Annotated in this window: 18 protein-coding genes; all 18 read left to right on the forward strand. The window is 70.5% G+C overall.

Annotated elements, in window-relative coordinates:
- The first annotated feature begins 5 nt into the window (after positions 1–5).
- The 18 genes from ACVHNB_RS32830 to ACVHNB_RS32915 all read left to right on the forward strand — a co-directional run bounded on the left by ACVHNB_RS32830 (position 6) and on the right by ACVHNB_RS32915 (position 15,773).
- Positions 6–557 carry a helix-turn-helix domain-containing protein gene (locus ACVHNB_RS32830; RefSeq protein ID WP_456226536.1) on the forward strand — a complete coding sequence of 184 codons (552 nt, stop codon included), beginning with the start codon at positions 6–8 and terminating at the stop codon, positions 555–557.
- Entirely contained in the window at positions 547–1,824 is a 1,278-nt protein-coding gene (locus ACVHNB_RS32835) for a PBSX family phage terminase large subunit (protein WP_456226537.1), read from the forward strand. The genes ACVHNB_RS32830 and ACVHNB_RS32835 overlap by 11 nt, the downstream gene beginning before the upstream one ends.
- Positions 1,825–1,995: 171 nt before the next feature.
- The gene (locus ACVHNB_RS32840) at positions 1,996–3,582 is read left to right on the forward strand and encodes a phage portal protein (protein ID WP_456226538.1); all 1,587 of its coding nucleotides are present in this window, start codon (positions 1,996–1,998) and stop codon (positions 3,580–3,582) included.
- 28 nt (positions 3,583–3,610) lie between these two features.
- Positions 3,611–5,818, forward strand: coding sequence for a phage minor capsid protein (locus tag ACVHNB_RS32845; RefSeq protein WP_456226539.1), 2,208 nt, complete (start codon positions 3,611–3,613; stop codon positions 5,816–5,818).
- 15 nt (positions 5,819–5,833) lie between these two features.
- Entirely contained in the window at positions 5,834–5,989 is a 156-nt protein-coding gene (locus tag ACVHNB_RS32850; RefSeq protein WP_456226540.1) for an Rmf/CrpP fold protein, read from the forward strand.
- Positions 5,990–6,224: 235 nt separating this feature from the next.
- Positions 6,225–7,013, forward strand: a complete 789-nt coding sequence (locus tag ACVHNB_RS32855) for a hypothetical protein (RefSeq protein WP_456226541.1) — start codon at positions 6,225–6,227, stop codon at positions 7,011–7,013.
- 16 nt (positions 7,014–7,029) lie between these two features.
- Positions 7,030–8,094 carry a major capsid protein gene (locus tag ACVHNB_RS32860; RefSeq protein ID WP_456226542.1) on the forward strand — a complete coding sequence of 355 codons (1,065 nt, stop codon included), beginning with the start codon at positions 7,030–7,032 and terminating at the stop codon, positions 8,092–8,094.
- A 2-nt stretch (positions 8,095–8,096) separates the two neighbouring features.
- On the forward strand, positions 8,097–8,459 hold the full coding sequence (locus tag ACVHNB_RS32865; RefSeq protein ID WP_456226543.1) for a hypothetical protein: 363 nt from the start codon (positions 8,097–8,099) through the stop codon (positions 8,457–8,459).
- A complete protein-coding gene (locus ACVHNB_RS32870) occupies positions 8,456–9,013 on the forward strand; it encodes a hypothetical protein (protein WP_456226544.1) in 558 nt (185 codons plus the stop codon). Before ACVHNB_RS32865 ends, ACVHNB_RS32870 begins: the two co-directional genes overlap by 4 nt.
- Before the next feature lie 16 nt (positions 9,014–9,029).
- A complete protein-coding gene (locus tag ACVHNB_RS32875; protein ID WP_456226545.1) occupies positions 9,030–9,542 on the forward strand; it encodes a hypothetical protein in 513 nt (170 codons plus the stop codon).
- 66 nt (positions 9,543–9,608) lie between these two features.
- Positions 9,609–10,055, forward strand: coding sequence for a hypothetical protein (locus ACVHNB_RS32880; RefSeq protein ID WP_456226546.1), 447 nt, complete (start codon positions 9,609–9,611; stop codon positions 10,053–10,055).
- An 18-nt stretch (positions 10,056–10,073) separates the two neighbouring features.
- Entirely contained in the window at positions 10,074–12,995 is a 2,922-nt protein-coding gene (locus ACVHNB_RS32885) for a hypothetical protein (RefSeq protein WP_456226547.1), read from the forward strand.
- 2 nt (positions 12,996–12,997) lie between these two features.
- Positions 12,998–13,666, forward strand: coding sequence for a hypothetical protein (locus ACVHNB_RS32890; RefSeq protein ID WP_456226548.1), 669 nt, complete (start codon positions 12,998–13,000; stop codon positions 13,664–13,666).
- A complete protein-coding gene (locus ACVHNB_RS32895) occupies positions 13,660–13,980 on the forward strand; it encodes a hypothetical protein (RefSeq protein WP_456226549.1) in 321 nt (106 codons plus the stop codon). The genes ACVHNB_RS32890 and ACVHNB_RS32895 overlap by 7 nt, the downstream gene beginning before the upstream one ends.
- Before the next feature lie 10 nt (positions 13,981–13,990).
- Positions 13,991–14,341 carry a hypothetical protein gene (locus ACVHNB_RS32900; protein ID WP_456226550.1) on the forward strand — a complete coding sequence of 117 codons (351 nt, stop codon included), beginning with the start codon at positions 13,991–13,993 and terminating at the stop codon, positions 14,339–14,341.
- Positions 14,338–14,772: a minor capsid protein gene (locus tag ACVHNB_RS32905; RefSeq protein ID WP_456226551.1), complete on the forward strand. Its 435-nt coding sequence runs from the start codon at positions 14,338–14,340 to the stop codon at positions 14,770–14,772. The genes ACVHNB_RS32900 and ACVHNB_RS32905 overlap by 4 nt, the downstream gene beginning before the upstream one ends.
- 9 nt (positions 14,773–14,781) lie before the next feature.
- Positions 14,782–15,261, forward strand: coding sequence for a phage tail tube protein (locus tag ACVHNB_RS32910; protein WP_456226552.1), 480 nt, complete (start codon positions 14,782–14,784; stop codon positions 15,259–15,261).
- Positions 15,261–15,773 (forward strand): DUF7426 family protein, encoded by a 513-nt coding sequence (locus ACVHNB_RS32915; protein ID WP_456226553.1) that lies wholly within the window; start codon positions 15,261–15,263, stop codon positions 15,771–15,773. Before ACVHNB_RS32910 ends, ACVHNB_RS32915 begins: the two co-directional genes overlap by 1 nt.
- Positions 15,774–15,912: the final 139 nt, after the last annotated feature.

The raw sequence follows: 15,912 nt of genomic DNA on the forward strand, positions 1-15,912 counted from the left end.
TGGCCATGTCGACGAGCCCCAAGTTCTCCAAGGGCGGCCGCGTCACCGCGGAGGAGCGGGCCGAGATCATCCGTCTCGCCCGGTCCCGCAAGGGCCGCAACGAGATCGCCCGTCTCACACGCCGATCGCTCCGCACGGTCTCCCTCATCTGCGAGGACGAAGGCATCAGCTTCGACCGGTCCGCGACCGCGGCAGCAACGGAGGCCAAGATGCAGGACGCCAAGGCCCGCCGCGCCGCGATCATCGAGGGCCTCTACGACGTCGCCGAGGACGAACTCGCCTACCTGAAACAGGGCGAGGGATACAACCTCGTCGAGGTGTCCATCGGCAAGCCCGTCCCGTACACCGTCGAACGGCTGCCCGCCCAGGACCGTAAGGCCCTCGTGTCCAGCATCAGCACGGCGACCACCGCAGCGGCCCGCCTCGAAGCGCTCGACACGAACAACGGAGTCGACGACGGCATCAGCATGCTCGGCAAGCTCGCCTCCGGGCTCACCGCGGCGTACAACGCGATGAACCAGGAGGCCGACGGCGAGGGGGCTGGTGATGCTCCGTGACCTCGATCTCCCGCTCTCGCGCGCGCAGATCGCTTCGATCGTCGAGTCACAGGACGCACCCCTCGCCCTGTGGTCCGGGGCCGTGTCGTCCGGGAAAACCATCGCGTCCCTGATCGCATTCCTCCTGCGGCTCGTCGCCGCACCGGACCACGGCCTGATCGTCATCGTCGGCCGGACCCTCCAGACCATCGAGCGGAACCTGATCGACCCGCTCCAGTCGAAATATCTGTTCGGCCCGCTGGCCAAGCACGTGCACCACACCACCGGCTCGACGACGGCAACGATCCTCGGCCGAACCGTGCACCTGATCGGCGCCTCAGACGCGCGCGCCGAGGGCCGCATCCGCGGTTCCACCATCGCGCTCGCGTACGTCGATGAGGCGACGCTCGTCCCGTACGAGTTCTGGATGATGCTGCTGTCCCGGCTCCGCGTCGGCGACCAGTCGAGGCTCCTGGCCACGACCAACCCGGACGGCCCGTTCCACTGGCTGCGCAAAGAGTTCCTCCTGCGCGCCCCACAAGTGGGGCTGTCGCACTGGCACTTCACCCTCGACGACAATCCGTCGCTCGACCCGCGGATGGTCGCCCGCCTTAAAGCGCAGTACACCGGGCTCTGGTACCGCCGGTTCATCCTCGGCGACTGGTGCCTGGCTTCCGGCGCGGTCTACGACGCCTTTGACGACACCAGGCACGTCGTCGACCTGCTGCCGGAGATGCGCCGCTGGATGTCCGTGGGCATCGACTACGGCACGATCAACCCGTTCGTCGGGCTCCTCGTCGGCCACGGTGTCGACGACCGCCTGTACGTCGCCTCCGAGTACCGGCACGACTCACGCGCCGCGCACCGGCAGATGACCGACGCGCAGTACAGCCTCGGTGTCACCGGCTGGCTACGCGAGTTCGAGCACAAGGGCGCCACCGGGGTCACCCCGGACTGGCTGTTCGTCGACCCGTCCGCAGCCTCGTTCATGACGCAACTGTGGGCCGACGGCGTACAGGGCGTCGCGAAGGCAGACAACGACGTGAAGGACGGCATCCGCTCCGTGTCCATGGCGCTCGCCGCCGGCCGCCTGCTCGTGCACCGCTCCTGCGAGGGCCTGCTCGGTGAGCTGCCGTCGTACTCGTGGGACGAGAAGGCCGCGATGGCTGGCGAGGACAAGCCGGTGAAGGCGAACGACCACAGCTGCGATGCGCTCCGGTACGCGCTGCACAGCTCGGTGAACGAGTGGCGGCATCTGATCCGCGCAGACCTGGAGGTGGCAGCGTGACGACTCGACTCGGTGCGGTGCCACCGTTCCCGCGCTGGACGGGCGTCCGGGCTCAACTCGACTGCCCCACGCGGGTGCATGCGGGCGGGCTCGTCGTGAACGTTCGCGTACGTCTGACCTGGCGAGCCCGCGTGTGGGCGTGCTGGCACATCTGGAGAGGGGGATCGTTCCATGCCGCTTCCTGACAAGGGTGTTCGCTGGCCGCCGATCCACCCCGCGATCCAAGCCGACATGGCGGACTGGGCAGCGTGGCTGTCCGCGAACCCGGACCGGCTCGCCTACCGCTACCGCAACCGGCACCGCGACAACGCCCGTTTCGGGCCGGCCGAGAACCGGCCGTCGCAGTACCGCGGCGGCGTCGTCGGCCGCGTGTCCCGCTGGTTCTGGGGTGAACCGACACCGCTCGGCGAGAAGCGCGCCAACCTCCATATGCCGCTCGCCCGGGACATCGCCCGCACGTCGGCCGACCTGCTGTACTCCGAGCCTCCGGCGCTGAAGGTCGCGCACAAGGCCACGCAGGAGACGTTGGAGACGCTCCTCAACACCGGCCTGAAGCGCACCCTCATCGCCGCAGGCGAGTCCGGCGCGGGCCTCGGCGGCGCCTATCTGCGGATCGTGTGGGACACCGACGTCGCTGCGCTCCCATGGATCGGCCGCGTGCGGGCGGACGGCGCGGCACCGGAGTTCGCGCACGGGGAGAAGCTGCGCGCAGTCACGTTCTGGACCGTGCTGGAGGCCGACGGGCAGCGCGTCGTGCGGCACTTGGAACGGCACGAACCGGGGTGGGTGCTGCACGGCGTGTACGACGGCACCGAGGACAACCTCGGCAAGCCCCGCGCACTCACCGACTTCGAGGCCACGAAGGACTTCCTTCCCGCACGGGCACTTCCGTCGGGCATGGAGCGAAAACTCCTCGTCGCCTACCTGCCGAACACCATGGACGCCCCCGACTGGGAAGACATCCCCGGGGCCGCAGGGCTCGGCACGTCCGACTTTCAGGGCGCGGAGACGTTCCTGTCGGGCATCGACGAGACGTACACCAGCTGGCTGCGGGACATTCGTCTCGCGAAGGCGCGGATCATCGTGCCGTCGGGCTACCTGCTCAACTCCGGTCCTGGCATGGGCGGCGTGTGGGAGGACCGCGAGGTCTACGCCCCGATGAACGTCCCTCCGACCGCCGACCAGGCGATCACGTTGAACCAGTTCCTCATCCGGCACGAGGAGCACCGGGCCACGGCCGCCGAGCTGACGGAGAAGGTGGTGCGGAACGCCGGGTACAGCGCTGGCACGTTCGGCGACGACTCGGCCGGCGCCGCGGTGACTGCGACGGAGATCAAGGCCCGTAACGCCCGGTCGATGTCGACCCGTGCCCGTAAAGCCGAGCTGGCAGCACCCGAGATCGCTGACATCACGGAGGCGTGGCTCATGCTCGTCGCCTCGCCGATGTTCCCGGGGGCTCCGGCGGTCGACGTCGAGAGGCCGGACGTCAGGTTCCAGGACTCCGTGCAGGACGACGTGAAGACTCTCGCCGAGACCGCGGCCCTGTGGTCGCAGGCCGAGGCCGCCTCGACCGAGGTTAAGGTCGCACTCCTGCACCCGGATTGGGACGAGCGGGACCAGCGCGCGGAAGTCGACCGGATTCTGCGTGAGTCCGGCCGGCTCGTCGAGGATCCCGCCACGGTCAGGGAGGACCGGCCCATCACCGATCCGGGCGCGGACGATGACGCTGGCACTGAGGCTGTGGGCGTAGAGGCGTAGGGGGTCCGCGATGCCGGTGTCCCCGTGGATGGCTGAAGATCTGTCCGCGGGGATCCGCGACGTCTACGCCACCGCGGAGGAGCGGCTCCTGTCCCTGGTGGCTCGCAGGCTCGCTGACGGGCTCGGCGCGCCGGGCTGGGTCCAGGCCAAGCTCCGCGACATTCAGGCACTCCGCAGGGGCGCGCAGGCGGTCGTCGACGAGCTCGGCCGGGCCACCTCGTTGGAGGTTCACAATGCGGTCGCCGAGGCGTACAACGTCGGCGCCCGCGCGGGCCTGCTCGAACTCGGGGCCCTCCACGATGACGACGTGCGCCGGATCGCCGAGGAGACACCCGGCACCCGCCGCGTGGACCGGCTCGCCATGGAAACGATCGACCGCGTCACCGACGCGCATCGCGGAATCCTCCGCGGTGTTGAGGACATCTACCGGCGCGTGATCGCGCAAGCGGCGGCGACCCCGCTCGCAGGTGTCGACACTCGCAGGCAGGCCACTCAGCAGGCCGTCCAGCAGTTCACGCGGCGCGGCGTCACCAGCTTCGTCGACCGGGCCGGCCGTGGCTGGTCCATGCCCGCGTACGCGGAGATGGCCGTGCGCACCGCGGTCGGCCGGGCCGCCGTCGAGGCGCACACGGATCAGCTCACCGCGGCCGGAGTCGAGTTGGTCATCGTCTCCAACAGCCCGCACGAGTGCCCGCAGTGCCGCCCGTGGGAGGGCAAGATCCTCGCTCTGTCGGGAGTATCGGGCGCGCGCACGGTCGAGGCCGAGCACGCCACGGACGACGGCCGGATGGTCCGGGTTGAGGTAGCGGGCACCCTCGACGACGCGCGCCGGGCGGGCCTGCAACACCCCAACTGCAAGCACACGACGAGTGCGTACCTGCCGGGCCTCACCCGCACACCGCAGAATGCTGCACAGGACCCGGACGGGTACGAGGCGACGCAGCGGCAGCGGGCGATCGAGCGGAACATCCGCAGGCACAAGCTGGACGTGGCGAGCGCCGTGGACCCGGCCGTGAAGCGGCAGGCCGAGGCCCGCGTCCGGGACTGGCAGAAGAAGATGCGCGAGCACCTCGACGCGCACCCGGAACTGCAACGCAAGCGGTACCGCGAGCAGCCCGGCGCCTCGAACCTGCCGACCGGCGCCCGCCCGCCGCAGGACGCCGTCGAGGCCGCACGCATCCGCGCGGGCGATGCCCGGACGCCGGCCGAGATGAGCGACACCCAACTCGGCGCGGCGATGCGCTCCGGCGCCCTCGACGAACGTGACTTCGCACGCGTCCGCGACGAGGCCGACCGCCGCGACCATGCGGCACTCCTCGACCGGATCCGGCCCGGCGGCCGGCTCGCCGACGACCTCACCGGCTTTGCCGATGACGAACTCGGCCGCGCACTGCGGGACATGGGCGCCGAGGATGCGCTCCGCATCGCTGCAGAACTCGACCGGCGGGACCTCGACGCGGGCATGCCCGGCATCGACCGTGCGCTCGTCGGCATGTCGGACGAGGCCCTCGGCCTGCGCGCCGCGACCGCAACCGGCAGCGACCTCGCTGCGATCGCCGCGGAGGCCGACCGCCGGCAGATGCTCGCCGACTTGTTCCCTGGCGGACAACTCGCCGCGAACGTCGCCGCGTTCGGCGACAGCGTCCTCGGATGGGCGATGCGGTACGCGACCGAACGCGACGCGGCTCGGATCGCCGCCGAGTTCGACCGCCGCTACCCGCCCGCCCCGGCACCGGCCGCGGCCGGCGGGCACACGATTGAGGGTCAACTCGCGGACCGGGCCGCCCTCGACGAGGCACTCGGCCCGCTCGGCGACCTCGACGACTGGTCGCATCTGGTCGACGATCTGCCGGACCCGTACGCGGGCATGACGTCGACGGAGCGGTGGATCGCCGAGCGGGACGCCGAACAGCAGGCCGCGCGCGGTACGTACACCCGGAAGCAGATCCGGGAGCTGTACGCGGAGCACGTGTTCTCGCAGATCCTCGCCGCCGAGGAAGCCACGAACGGCGTGATGCTGTCCGCCAAGGCGCGCGCCGCCGGCGTGGACGTCCGGTCCCTGTTCACGGGCCCGTCACACGTCGCCTACGCGCGTGCTTCGGAAGAGCTGAAACGGTGGTGGGCGGACAACCCGCGCACTACTCTGGCCGAGTACACCGAGCAGGTCACCGGAGAAGCCAGCGACGCCGCGCAGACGGCCCGCCAAGCAGCCAACGACCAGCAGAACCGACTCTGATACTGGGAGGGCCGCATGTCCCGCGAGACGCTTGTACGCGCTGTCGGGCAGGGTGCTGCGGCCGGCCGTGAGGGTGCTTCGGTGACGACGTGTCCGTATCCGGCTGGTGACCTGCACCGGACGGCGTGGCTCCGCGGTTACGCCAAGACGGGGAAGCTTGACCTCGGCTGACGCTCGCACCTTTCAAGGCCCGCCCTGTGCGGGCCTTTTTTCATGCCCTGCCTCGGACTCCGAGCAGGGCTGTGACTTCCGGCCGCCCGGAGCGGTCGGGGATACCGATCCGCCTGGAGCGGGTCACTCCTGAAGGCCCGCCAGGCGCGGGCCGAATGCACTACCGCGGGCACGCCAGGCGCGGCCCGAACCCCACCGCTCGCCAGGCGCGGGCGACTCATGCCCTGGAGGGCGCATGCCGAAGAAGACCCTGCCTCGACACCGGCTCTCAGGGGCCGGCTGGTCCCACCCCTATGGACACGGCCCTTTCGCCCCGTTCCTCTACGCGGACGGAGGGGACAGCGAAGGCTCCGGATCCGGCGAAGGGAACGGTGACGGCGGGGCGGACACCGGCAACGGCGACGCTGACGGGGCCGCAGGCGCCGGTGGCACTGGCGGCGACGCCGGGGCGGACACCGGGCAGGGGAAGGACGGCAAGAGCGACGACTCCGCGGCCACGATCAAGCGGTTGGAGAAGGAACTCGCCGACGCCCGCAAGGACGCGGGCAAGTCCCGCACGGACGCGAAGAAGCAGGCCGCCGACGAGGCCGTTACCAAGCTGACGCAGCAGCTCGGGAAGGCGCTCGGGTTCGTCAAGGACGACACCCCGCCCGACCCGGCGAAGCTCGCCGAGGCGATCGCACAGAAGGACACGACGATCGCCGACCTGAACACGACGCTCCGCACGAAGGACGTCGAGCTGGCGGTGTGGTCCCGCGCGGACAAGCAGTCCGCGAAGGCCGGGGCGCTCCTCGACTCCCGCAGCTTCCTGAAGGCGATTTCGGAACTCGACCCCTCCGCAAAGGGCTTCACTACCGCTCTCGACGACGCGATCAAGGCGGCCGTCAAGGACAACCCCGCATTCGCGGCTGCCGCGCCCGCCGGAAAGAGCGGCGGCGACCTGTCCGGCGGCACCGGCGAAGGCACCGCGAAGAAGCGGACCGGCTCCCTGTCCGGGGCGGTCGGCGCGCACTACCAGACCTGACGATCAGGAGTAACCCATGCCCATCACGCTCGCCCAGGCGGCGATCAACACCCAGGCCGACGTGAACTACGCGGTCATCGACAACCTCCGCCGCTACTCGTGGCTGCTCGACCAGATCGTGTTCGATGACACGGTCACCCCCGGCACCGGCGGCGGCTCGCTGACCTACGGCTACACCCGGCTCACCGCCGCACGTAGCGCGCAGTTCCGCGAACTGAACCAGGAGTACGGCGTCTCGCAGGCCACCCGCGGCCGGCAGACCGTCGACCTCAAGCCGCTCGGCGGCGCGTTCAGCGTGGACCGCGTCCTCGCGAACCTCGGCCAAGCGCAGACCAACGAGGTCACGTTCCAGATGCAGCAACTCCTGACCGCGGTCCGTACGCGGTTCCAGGACGAGCTCATCAACGGCGACACCGCCGTGGACTCCGCCGGGTTCGACGGCCTGGACAAGGCGCTGACGGGCCAGTCGACCGAGTACCTCCCGGTCAACGAGGGCGTCACCACCGGCTACCTGGACTGGACCCGCGGCACGATCGACACGCAGGCCGAGGCGATGTCTCAGCTCGACGTAATCGACGACTTCCTGTCGCGGATCGTCCCCTCCCACACGGGCGGCGGCGACCAGGGCGCCCCGGGCTCCCTCCCGCCGGGCCTGAAGGCGATCCTCGGCAACACCAAGAGCATCACCCGCATGCGTGCGCTCGCCCGATGGGCGGGGATCTACACGCAGACGAAGGACGACCTCGGCCGCCAGATCGAGATGTACGGGCCGTGGACGCTCATCGACCTCGGCGACAACGCCACCGGCTCGGCGCCGATCATCCCGACCGAGACCCGCGACACCGACGGCGCGGGCGGCGGCGGCAACATCACCAACGTCACCGACCTGTACGCGGCCAGCTTCGGCCTGGACGCGCTGCACGGTGCGAGCGTCGCGGGCAAGCCGCTCGTCGAGACGTGGATGCCCGACTTTTCGCAGGCCGGTGCAGTCAAGTCCGGCGAGATCGAGATGGGCCCGGTCGCGATGGTTCTACGGAACAGCAAGAGCGCGGGCGTCCTCCGCAACGTGAAGGTGGCCTGATCATGAACGCCTTCACTGTGCACGCCCCCATGGGTGACTTCAGCGGCGAGTCGGCCGGCGTCTCTTTCAGGGATGGCGTCGGGCACGTCACCGACGAGGCGAAGGAGGGCCGGGCGGCGATCGAGTACTTCCGCCGCCGCGGCTACACCCTCACCCGTGACGGCGCTGAGAAGGGCGAGCCGGCCGAGCCGCAGCGCCCCGAGCAGGGCGACGAGCCGTTCGACCCGGCCGAGCATGACGCGCCGGAGGTCATCGCCTACCTCGACGCGCACGCCGACGACGAGGACGAAGTCGCCCGCGTCCTCGACGCCGAGAAGGCGGGCAAGGCCCGCAAGACCGTTCTCCAGAAGGGAGCCGAGGCATGACCGTTCACGGCGCATTCCGCGGCAACGTCCGCGACAGTCTCGGCTACCTCGACACCGGAGGCCGCCCCGACGTCTTCCACCGGGCCAACCTCCCCAGGATCGGCCTCGACGACGTCGCCGCGCTCGCCTCCGGTGTGATGACGTCCGTCGACCTGTGGCTGAACGAGGGCGACCTCGTCACGAACCTGTCGTTCCTCTCCGCGGGCACCGCGGCCGGCACGCCGACGAACTACTGGTTCGCGCTGTACGACCCGACGGGCGTCCTGCTGTCGCAGTCTGCGGATCAGCTGACCGCGGCGTGGGCGGCGGACACGTGGAAGACGCTGGCGCTCGGGGCGCCGCAGCGGGCCACGCGGTCGGGCCGGTACAGGGCCGCGGTGAACGTGACGGCGACGACTCCGCCGACGTTGGCGGGCACGATCGCGTCCAAGCCGCTGCTGGCCGGTGAGGGCAACCTCGCGCAGACGTCGGGCTCGTCGCTGACGGGCACCGCTCCGGGGACGATCGCGACACCCGCGTTCAAGCGCCAGTGCCCGCTCGTCATCGCGACCTGACCGGAGGGACACCACCATGCCTCTCTCCGGAACGATGCTCGCCGTCAGCGGGTTCGCCGAGCTGACGTCGGCGCTCGACCTCGGCACCGCCAAGGCCGCACAATCCCTGTCCCGCTCCATGTCGCTCGCCTCGGGCACGGGCGCGGGCAAGGCCGACCGGGTGTTCTCGGATCGGCGCACGCTGGCCGCGTCGGCGTCCGAGGATCTCGACCTCGCCGGCGTGCTCCTCGACGCGGTCGGCGCGGCGATCACGTTCGCCCGCATCAAGGGGCTCATCGTCGCGGCGGCCGCCGGGAACACCAACAACGTCGTCATCGGCGCAGCGTCCAGCAACGCCTGGGCCACGCTCCTTGGTGCAACGCACACCCTCACGATCAGGCCGGGTGCCTTCGTGGCGGTCGGTACCGGGGTGGCTGACGCGACCGGGTATGCGGTGGCGGCTGGCACGGGCGACCTGCTGAAGGTCGCCAACTCGGCTGCGGGCACCGCGGTCACGTACGACATCCACATCATCGGCGCGTCCGCGTAGCCGACCAGCTCAGCGAATAGGGAGGCCCCTCGTGGCCTCCCTTTCGCGTTCCCGAAGGGAGACGCGATGGCGAACATCGTCTTCAACATCGCCCTGGGCAGGCTGGCGTACTACGCGTCGCTGCCCGCAACGAACGACGCTCTGATCATGGTGCCGATCGAGACGGCGGGGATCGTCACCGACGCGGTCATGCGGGATTACGACGACCTCGGCACGCTCCTCGCCGGGGCGTCCAACGAGCAGACGACTATGGGCCGCAAGACCCTCGCCTCGGTGACGGGGACGGTCGACGACACCAACGACCGCTGGAACGGGGACGCAGCCGACGTCACTTGGACCGCGGCGACCGGCAACCCGATCTCGGCGGTGGTCATCTGCTACGACCCGGACACCACGACCGGGACGGACGCGGACCTCATTCCGCTCACGAAGCACGACGTCACCATGACGCCGGATGGCAGCGACTTCACGCTCACCATCGCCGACTTCGCGCGCGCCTCGTCCGCAGCCTGACCCCTGAGGGAGGCCATCGTGGCGCGCTTGTGGACGTGCGGGTTCGAGCTCCAGTCGGCGGCCGCAGGGGTGGAGGTTCTCTCCGTCACCGGCACCCCGACGATCTCCACGACGGTCCACCGGCTCGGCACGGCCTCCCTCAGGATCAACCCCACGGCGGCGACGCAGTACGTCGAGCAGCAGGTCGACACCGGCGTCGTGAAGCGCACCCTGCACCGCCTGTACCTGCGGATCACGACGCTCCCGTCCGCGACCGTCACGATCTACGCGATCGGCCAGTCCGGCTACTTCCCCGCACAGCTTCGCCTCACCGCGGGCGGCACGCTGCGCCTGTACGACGGGTTCACCGGCACCGACCTCGGCACCGCCTCGGCCACGCTCAGCACCGGCCAGTGGTACCGCATCGAGCTCGACCACACCGACGCAGCCGGGACCGCGGGCAGCGTCACCGGGGCGTTCATCGGCTACCTCAACGGCGTCAGTTTCAGCGGGGCGACGGTCGTCTCCAACATCAACGGCTTTTCCCGCATTCGCACCGGCTTCGTCACCGCGGCGACCGGCGAGATCCACCTCGACGATCTCGCCGTGAACGACACCAACGGCACAGCCCAGACCGGGCTCCCCGGGCCGGGCAACGTAGTCCACCTCACGCCCGACTCCGCGGGCGACGCGAACGGCTGGGCCACCGCGGTGGGCGGTACGGCCGGCACCGCGAACAACTGGGGCCGCGTCTCCGAGACGCCCCCGAACGATGCGACCTCGTACAACGAGACGACCGCGACCGGGACGACGACGGTCGACGACTTCAACGTCAGCTCCCCGGCGGCTGCGGGCCTTGGCGTCTCGGACACGATTGCCCTGGTGGCGGTGGGCGGCCGGATCGGCTCGAATGCCGCCACCGCGGCGAGTCTCGTATACCGGCTCAAGAGCCAGGCGGCCGGGACCGTCGTCGAGTCCGGATCGGTATCCGTCGCCGTGAACGGGTGGGCGACGCACAAGGCGGCGATGCCGTACGTGCCGCAGCTCACCGCGTACACGAATCCGCAGACCGGGGCGGCGTGGACAAGGGCAGCGCTCGACAACGCGCAGATCGGCGTACGCTCTAACGCCTCGCAGACGACCGCTCGCCGCGTCTCCGCGCTGTGGGCGCTCGTCGAAGCGACCGCCCCGGCATCACTCGCCGCCGGAACGTGCGGGGAGACGAGCACGGCGCAGGCCCTCGGCCGCCGTAAGGTGCTGGCGCTCGGCACCGCCACGGAGGCGGCCGCCGCACAGCCGGTGGTCGGGCTCGGAGGCGTCCCGTTCGCCGCGCTCACCGACGACTTCAACGACGGTGTCACCGACCCGGCGAAGTGGCCCGACTCCTACGAGCCCGGCGGCTACTCCGAGACGGGCGGCCGGGCCCGGGTCGCCTGTACTGCCGCGTACAACGCGTACGCGTCCGCGGAGGCGTACCGGCTGCGCGAGTCCGCGGTCCACGTCCGCATGTGGCCGCCGGCCGCAGGCGGCGCGACGGCGGAGGCATGGGCACAGCTCCTCGTGCAGACGGCCACACTCGGCACGGACGCCATTTTCGAGGTGTCGGCGATCACCGGGAACCTGGTGATGGCAGTCCGGACCGCCTACTACGACCCCGCCCAAGTCGCCATCACCTACGACCCGTTAGCGCACGCGTGGCTGCGGCTGCGCGAGACGGGCGGCGCCCTGTACTGGGACACCAGCCCCGACGGGTCGACGTGGACGAACCGGCGCACCACCCCGTCCCCGGCATGGGCGGGCGACACGAACCTCCAGGTGCAGCTCATCGCGCACCGGAACAACGGGACCGACGACTACGCCGAGTTCGACAGCCTGAACACCGCGGCGAGCCAGCAACTCGCGGTGGCTCTGGCAGCGGAGACGAGCTCCGCGCAGCCGCTCACTCGGGCGAAGCGCCAGACGCTCGGCGCCGCCGTCGAGAGCAGCACCGCGCCGGCCCCGGCCCGACTCAAGCGGCGGACACTACCGTCCGCAGGCGAGGTCGGCACGGCCCGCCCGTTCGCTCGGGCGTCGGGGTTGGCTCGCGTTCAAGAGACCGACACGGCCCACCTGTTGGGCCGTCGCAAGTCCTCCGTGCAGGGCACGGCGGGGATGGTGGAAACGGCCAGGCCACTCGGTCAGGCCAAGGTGGCGCGGCTCGGCGTGACGGCCGAGACCGCGGAGGGCAGGCCGCTCACGGGCGGCCAGGTTCGAGCTCTCGCACCTGCCGAGGAGACGTGGACGGCGCGCCTCCTCGGCCGGGCGAGAGCACGAGCCCTGCCTAGGACCGGCGACACGCACACCGCCCGCCCACTCGGCACAGCCAAGACTCGCGCCCTGACCATCGGCGCAGAGACAGAGACGGCACGGCCCCTCACTCGGGCCAAGCGTCTTGCGCTCACGGCCGCGGAGGAGAGCAGCCAGGCGCAGCTCCTCGCCGTCCCCGATCAGGTGATGCCGGCCGAGGAGATGAGCACAGCGCGCAGCCTGCGCGCGGTCAAGACACAGCCGCTCGACGTGGCCGCTTCAACCGACGCTGCTCAACCCGTGACGGCCGGCAAGCGTCGCGCCCTCGGAACGGCAGTCGAGTCGGTCACGGGGCTCGGCCTGGTCCAGGGCAAACGCGCCTCGCTCACGATCGCTGTGGTGGTCGACGAGGCCCTCTCGATGGGGGCAGGCGCACGGCGTCCGCTCGGCACAGCGCACGAGGTGTCGCGGGCCCTGATCGGTCCGCGAGTGCGGCTCGTCCTCGCGGTCGAACTCAACGTCGCCGTGTCTCTGGCTGGAGTGCGGCAGCGCCCGGCGGACCGGCTCGACGCCACGACGTCGGGGCCGCTGCTCACGCCGAGCAGCGATGGTCCGGCCCTCACCGCATCCACGAACGGCCCGCAACTGGCCGCGATTTCATCCTCGGGAGGCTGACGATGCCGGACGTAGGCGATGTGGTGACTGCCCGGCTCGTGGTGTCGCCGGCCGACCAGACGACCGGGGCGGCGCTGGTCGTCACCCGGCCGGACGGGACAACGGACGCGCCGGTCGTCACCAGCGAGGACGACGGCACGGTGTGGGCGGCCCCGGTGACGTACACGCTGGCGGGGCTGTGGCGCCTGTCGTGGACCGTGACAGGCACAGGCGCATCCGTTGAGCACGAGGTCGTCTCCGTTGCCCCGGCGCCGCTGGTGGCGACGACGGGCCGCGTGTACGCGACGACGACGCAACTCGCCGAGTACCTCGGCACCGCTGTACCGCTGGACGCGGTGCGCCTCCTGACGGACGCGTCGCGGGCGCTCGACGACATGCTCCGGGCCGCACGGTACTGCGTTGACGACGACGGTATGCCGACCGATCCGGCCGCCTCAGCCGCGTTCGCTGAGGCCGTCTGCGCGATCGTGCAGTGGTGGGACGAGACCGGTGACCCGGTCGGCGCCGGCGCGGGCTGGGACAGCGTCTCTGCCGGATCGATCAGCCTGTCCGGACGGTCCAGCAGCACCGCTACACCGATCGCCGCCGGGAACCTGCCGCCGCGCGCGCTCGCTGCTCTCCAGCGCGTGCCTGGCGGGATCCTCGACTTCACGGTGTGGTCCGCGTGGTGAGGCAGATCCCGGCCTTCGTGCTTCAGCACGAGGTCACCGTCGAGCAGTATCTCGGCTCGTCCAGCAAAGGCGACCTGTTCGGGCCTCCTGCCGTCGTGCGCTGCCTGATCGACGAACGAACACAGCTGGTGACCAGCCCTGGCGGCGATCAGGTCACCTCCGGATCGTCGTACCTCACCCGGCCCGGCCACCGGCCACCCCCCAAGAGCCGCGTGACGCTGCCCGGCGGCCGGAAGACGACGGTCATCACCGTTGCCCGGCCGGACGGCGGTCGCCTTCCCGTGCCCTCGAACGTGCAGGTCTATCTCAAATAGGGAGGCCCCTGTGGCGCAGTCTTTCCGCCTCCGGTTCGACGGGTCCGCGGTGACACGGGAGACGCGCGCCGCTGCGTCGCGCGGCCTGTACCTCGGCGCCGAGCACGTCCTCGGGAAGTCGAACGAGCGGGTGCCGCTCGACGAGGGCACCCTCCAGCATTCCGGCACAGCCTCCGTCGACGAGGCAGCGCTCACAGCCGCCGTGTCCTATGACGGTCCGTACGCGGTGGTTCAACACGAACGGCTCGACTTCCGGCACGCCCCGGGCCGCGAAGCGAAGTTCCTGGAGAACGCCCTCAACAGCTCGCGCGATGAGGTCATGGCGCTGGTGGCGGCCGAGGTTCGGCGGGCACTGCGGTGAGCGGGTACACGAGCACGCTCCTCGATGGGATTGCCGTCCTCCTGGCAGACGCCGGGGCTGGCGTGTTCCGCCCCGACGGGGCGATCGCGGACGAGGAGACGGGGATTTACCGCGCGGTGATCCCGGCGGCCCCGGACCGGGCGCTCGGCCTGACCGCGTACCCGGTCGAGGACACGCACCTCACGGACGCGACGACCGGGGTGCAGATCCGCATGCGTGCGGGCCGCGACCCGGACGCGGTCGACGACCTTGCCGACGCCGTGTTCAACGTGCTGCACGGCCGCGAGAACTACGACGCGGGCGGTGTGTTCGTCGAGCTGTCGTGGCGGCAGTCGCAAGCGTGGATCGGCCAGGACGAACACGGCCGCATGGAACTGACCTCGAACTATTACCTCCGGACCACTCGGCCGGGCCCTCACCAACAGGACTAGGAGCACCGCATGTCCACTCCCACGCCGGAGACCGCGCTCGCCCGCAGGTGGCGACTTCAGATCGACATGAACTACCCGAACGCCGGAGACCCGGACTGGCAGACCGTGTTCGGCGTCAAGGAGTTCACGCCTCCGATGCCGGACCCGAACGTCGAGGACTCCTCGGACTACGAGTCCGGCGGCTGGAACGGCAACGAGAAGACCGCGCAGGGCTGGGAACTGTCGGTCACCCTGAACCGGAAGAAGAACGGGGCCACCAAGGTCTTCCACCCCACCCACGAGAAGCTGCGCCAGGCGGCGTTCCTGTTCGCCTCGGGGAGCCGGGCGCACCTGCGGTGGTTCGACCGCGAGGGGATGCCCGAAGCGTACGAGGGTGTCGGCATCGTCAAGTGGGAGAACTCCGGCGGCGAGCACACCGACCTGGACACACCGGAGATCACCGTCACCGGGGACGGCGAACTCCTCATGATCGACAACCCGCTCGCCTGATGGCCGAGGAATTCAAGCCGCTACAGCGGTTCCTTGACGACGCCCTCGTCCTCCCCGTCCCCTGCCGCGACGGCGAGGAACGACGCTTCCGCATCCCCTCGCCCCCGGCCGAGGACGGCCTGCGCGTCGACCTCCTCACCGTGGCCGCCGCTCGCCTCGCCGCTGGCGGCTCCCCGGACCACGAGGAAGTCCTCAACGACGAGGACGAGCGGCACATCTTCCGCCTCTCGCTCGGCGAGATGCACGACGAGATCCTCAAGCACGTCGAGTGGAGTCTGTTCAAGCACATCGCCCTCACGGCGATGGTGTGGATCACGCAGGACCGTGACCGGGCTGAGCAGTACTGGAACTCGGCCGGCGACCCTTCTCTCCTGGCCCCGAACCGGGCGGCCCGTCGATCGCGGAACAGCGGCTCCTCGGCGTCGGCTGCGGCGAGTACGACCCAGTCTCGGGGCTCTACGAGTGGTACGAGGGCGGGCTCCCGTCGCGGCGGCAAGGGGCGACGGAAGTAACCCGCGAGGCCCTGCTGGAGCAATGGCCGCTGGTTGAGGCCGACATGCATGAGCAGTACGGCCTTGACCTGTCCAGCGGGATCCTCCGCGAGCGGTCGTGGCGCTGGTTCCTGATCCGCCTGTATGGCCTCCTCTCCGC

The sequence above is a fragment of the Streptomyces sp. YJ-C3 genome (genome assembly GCF_053891275.1).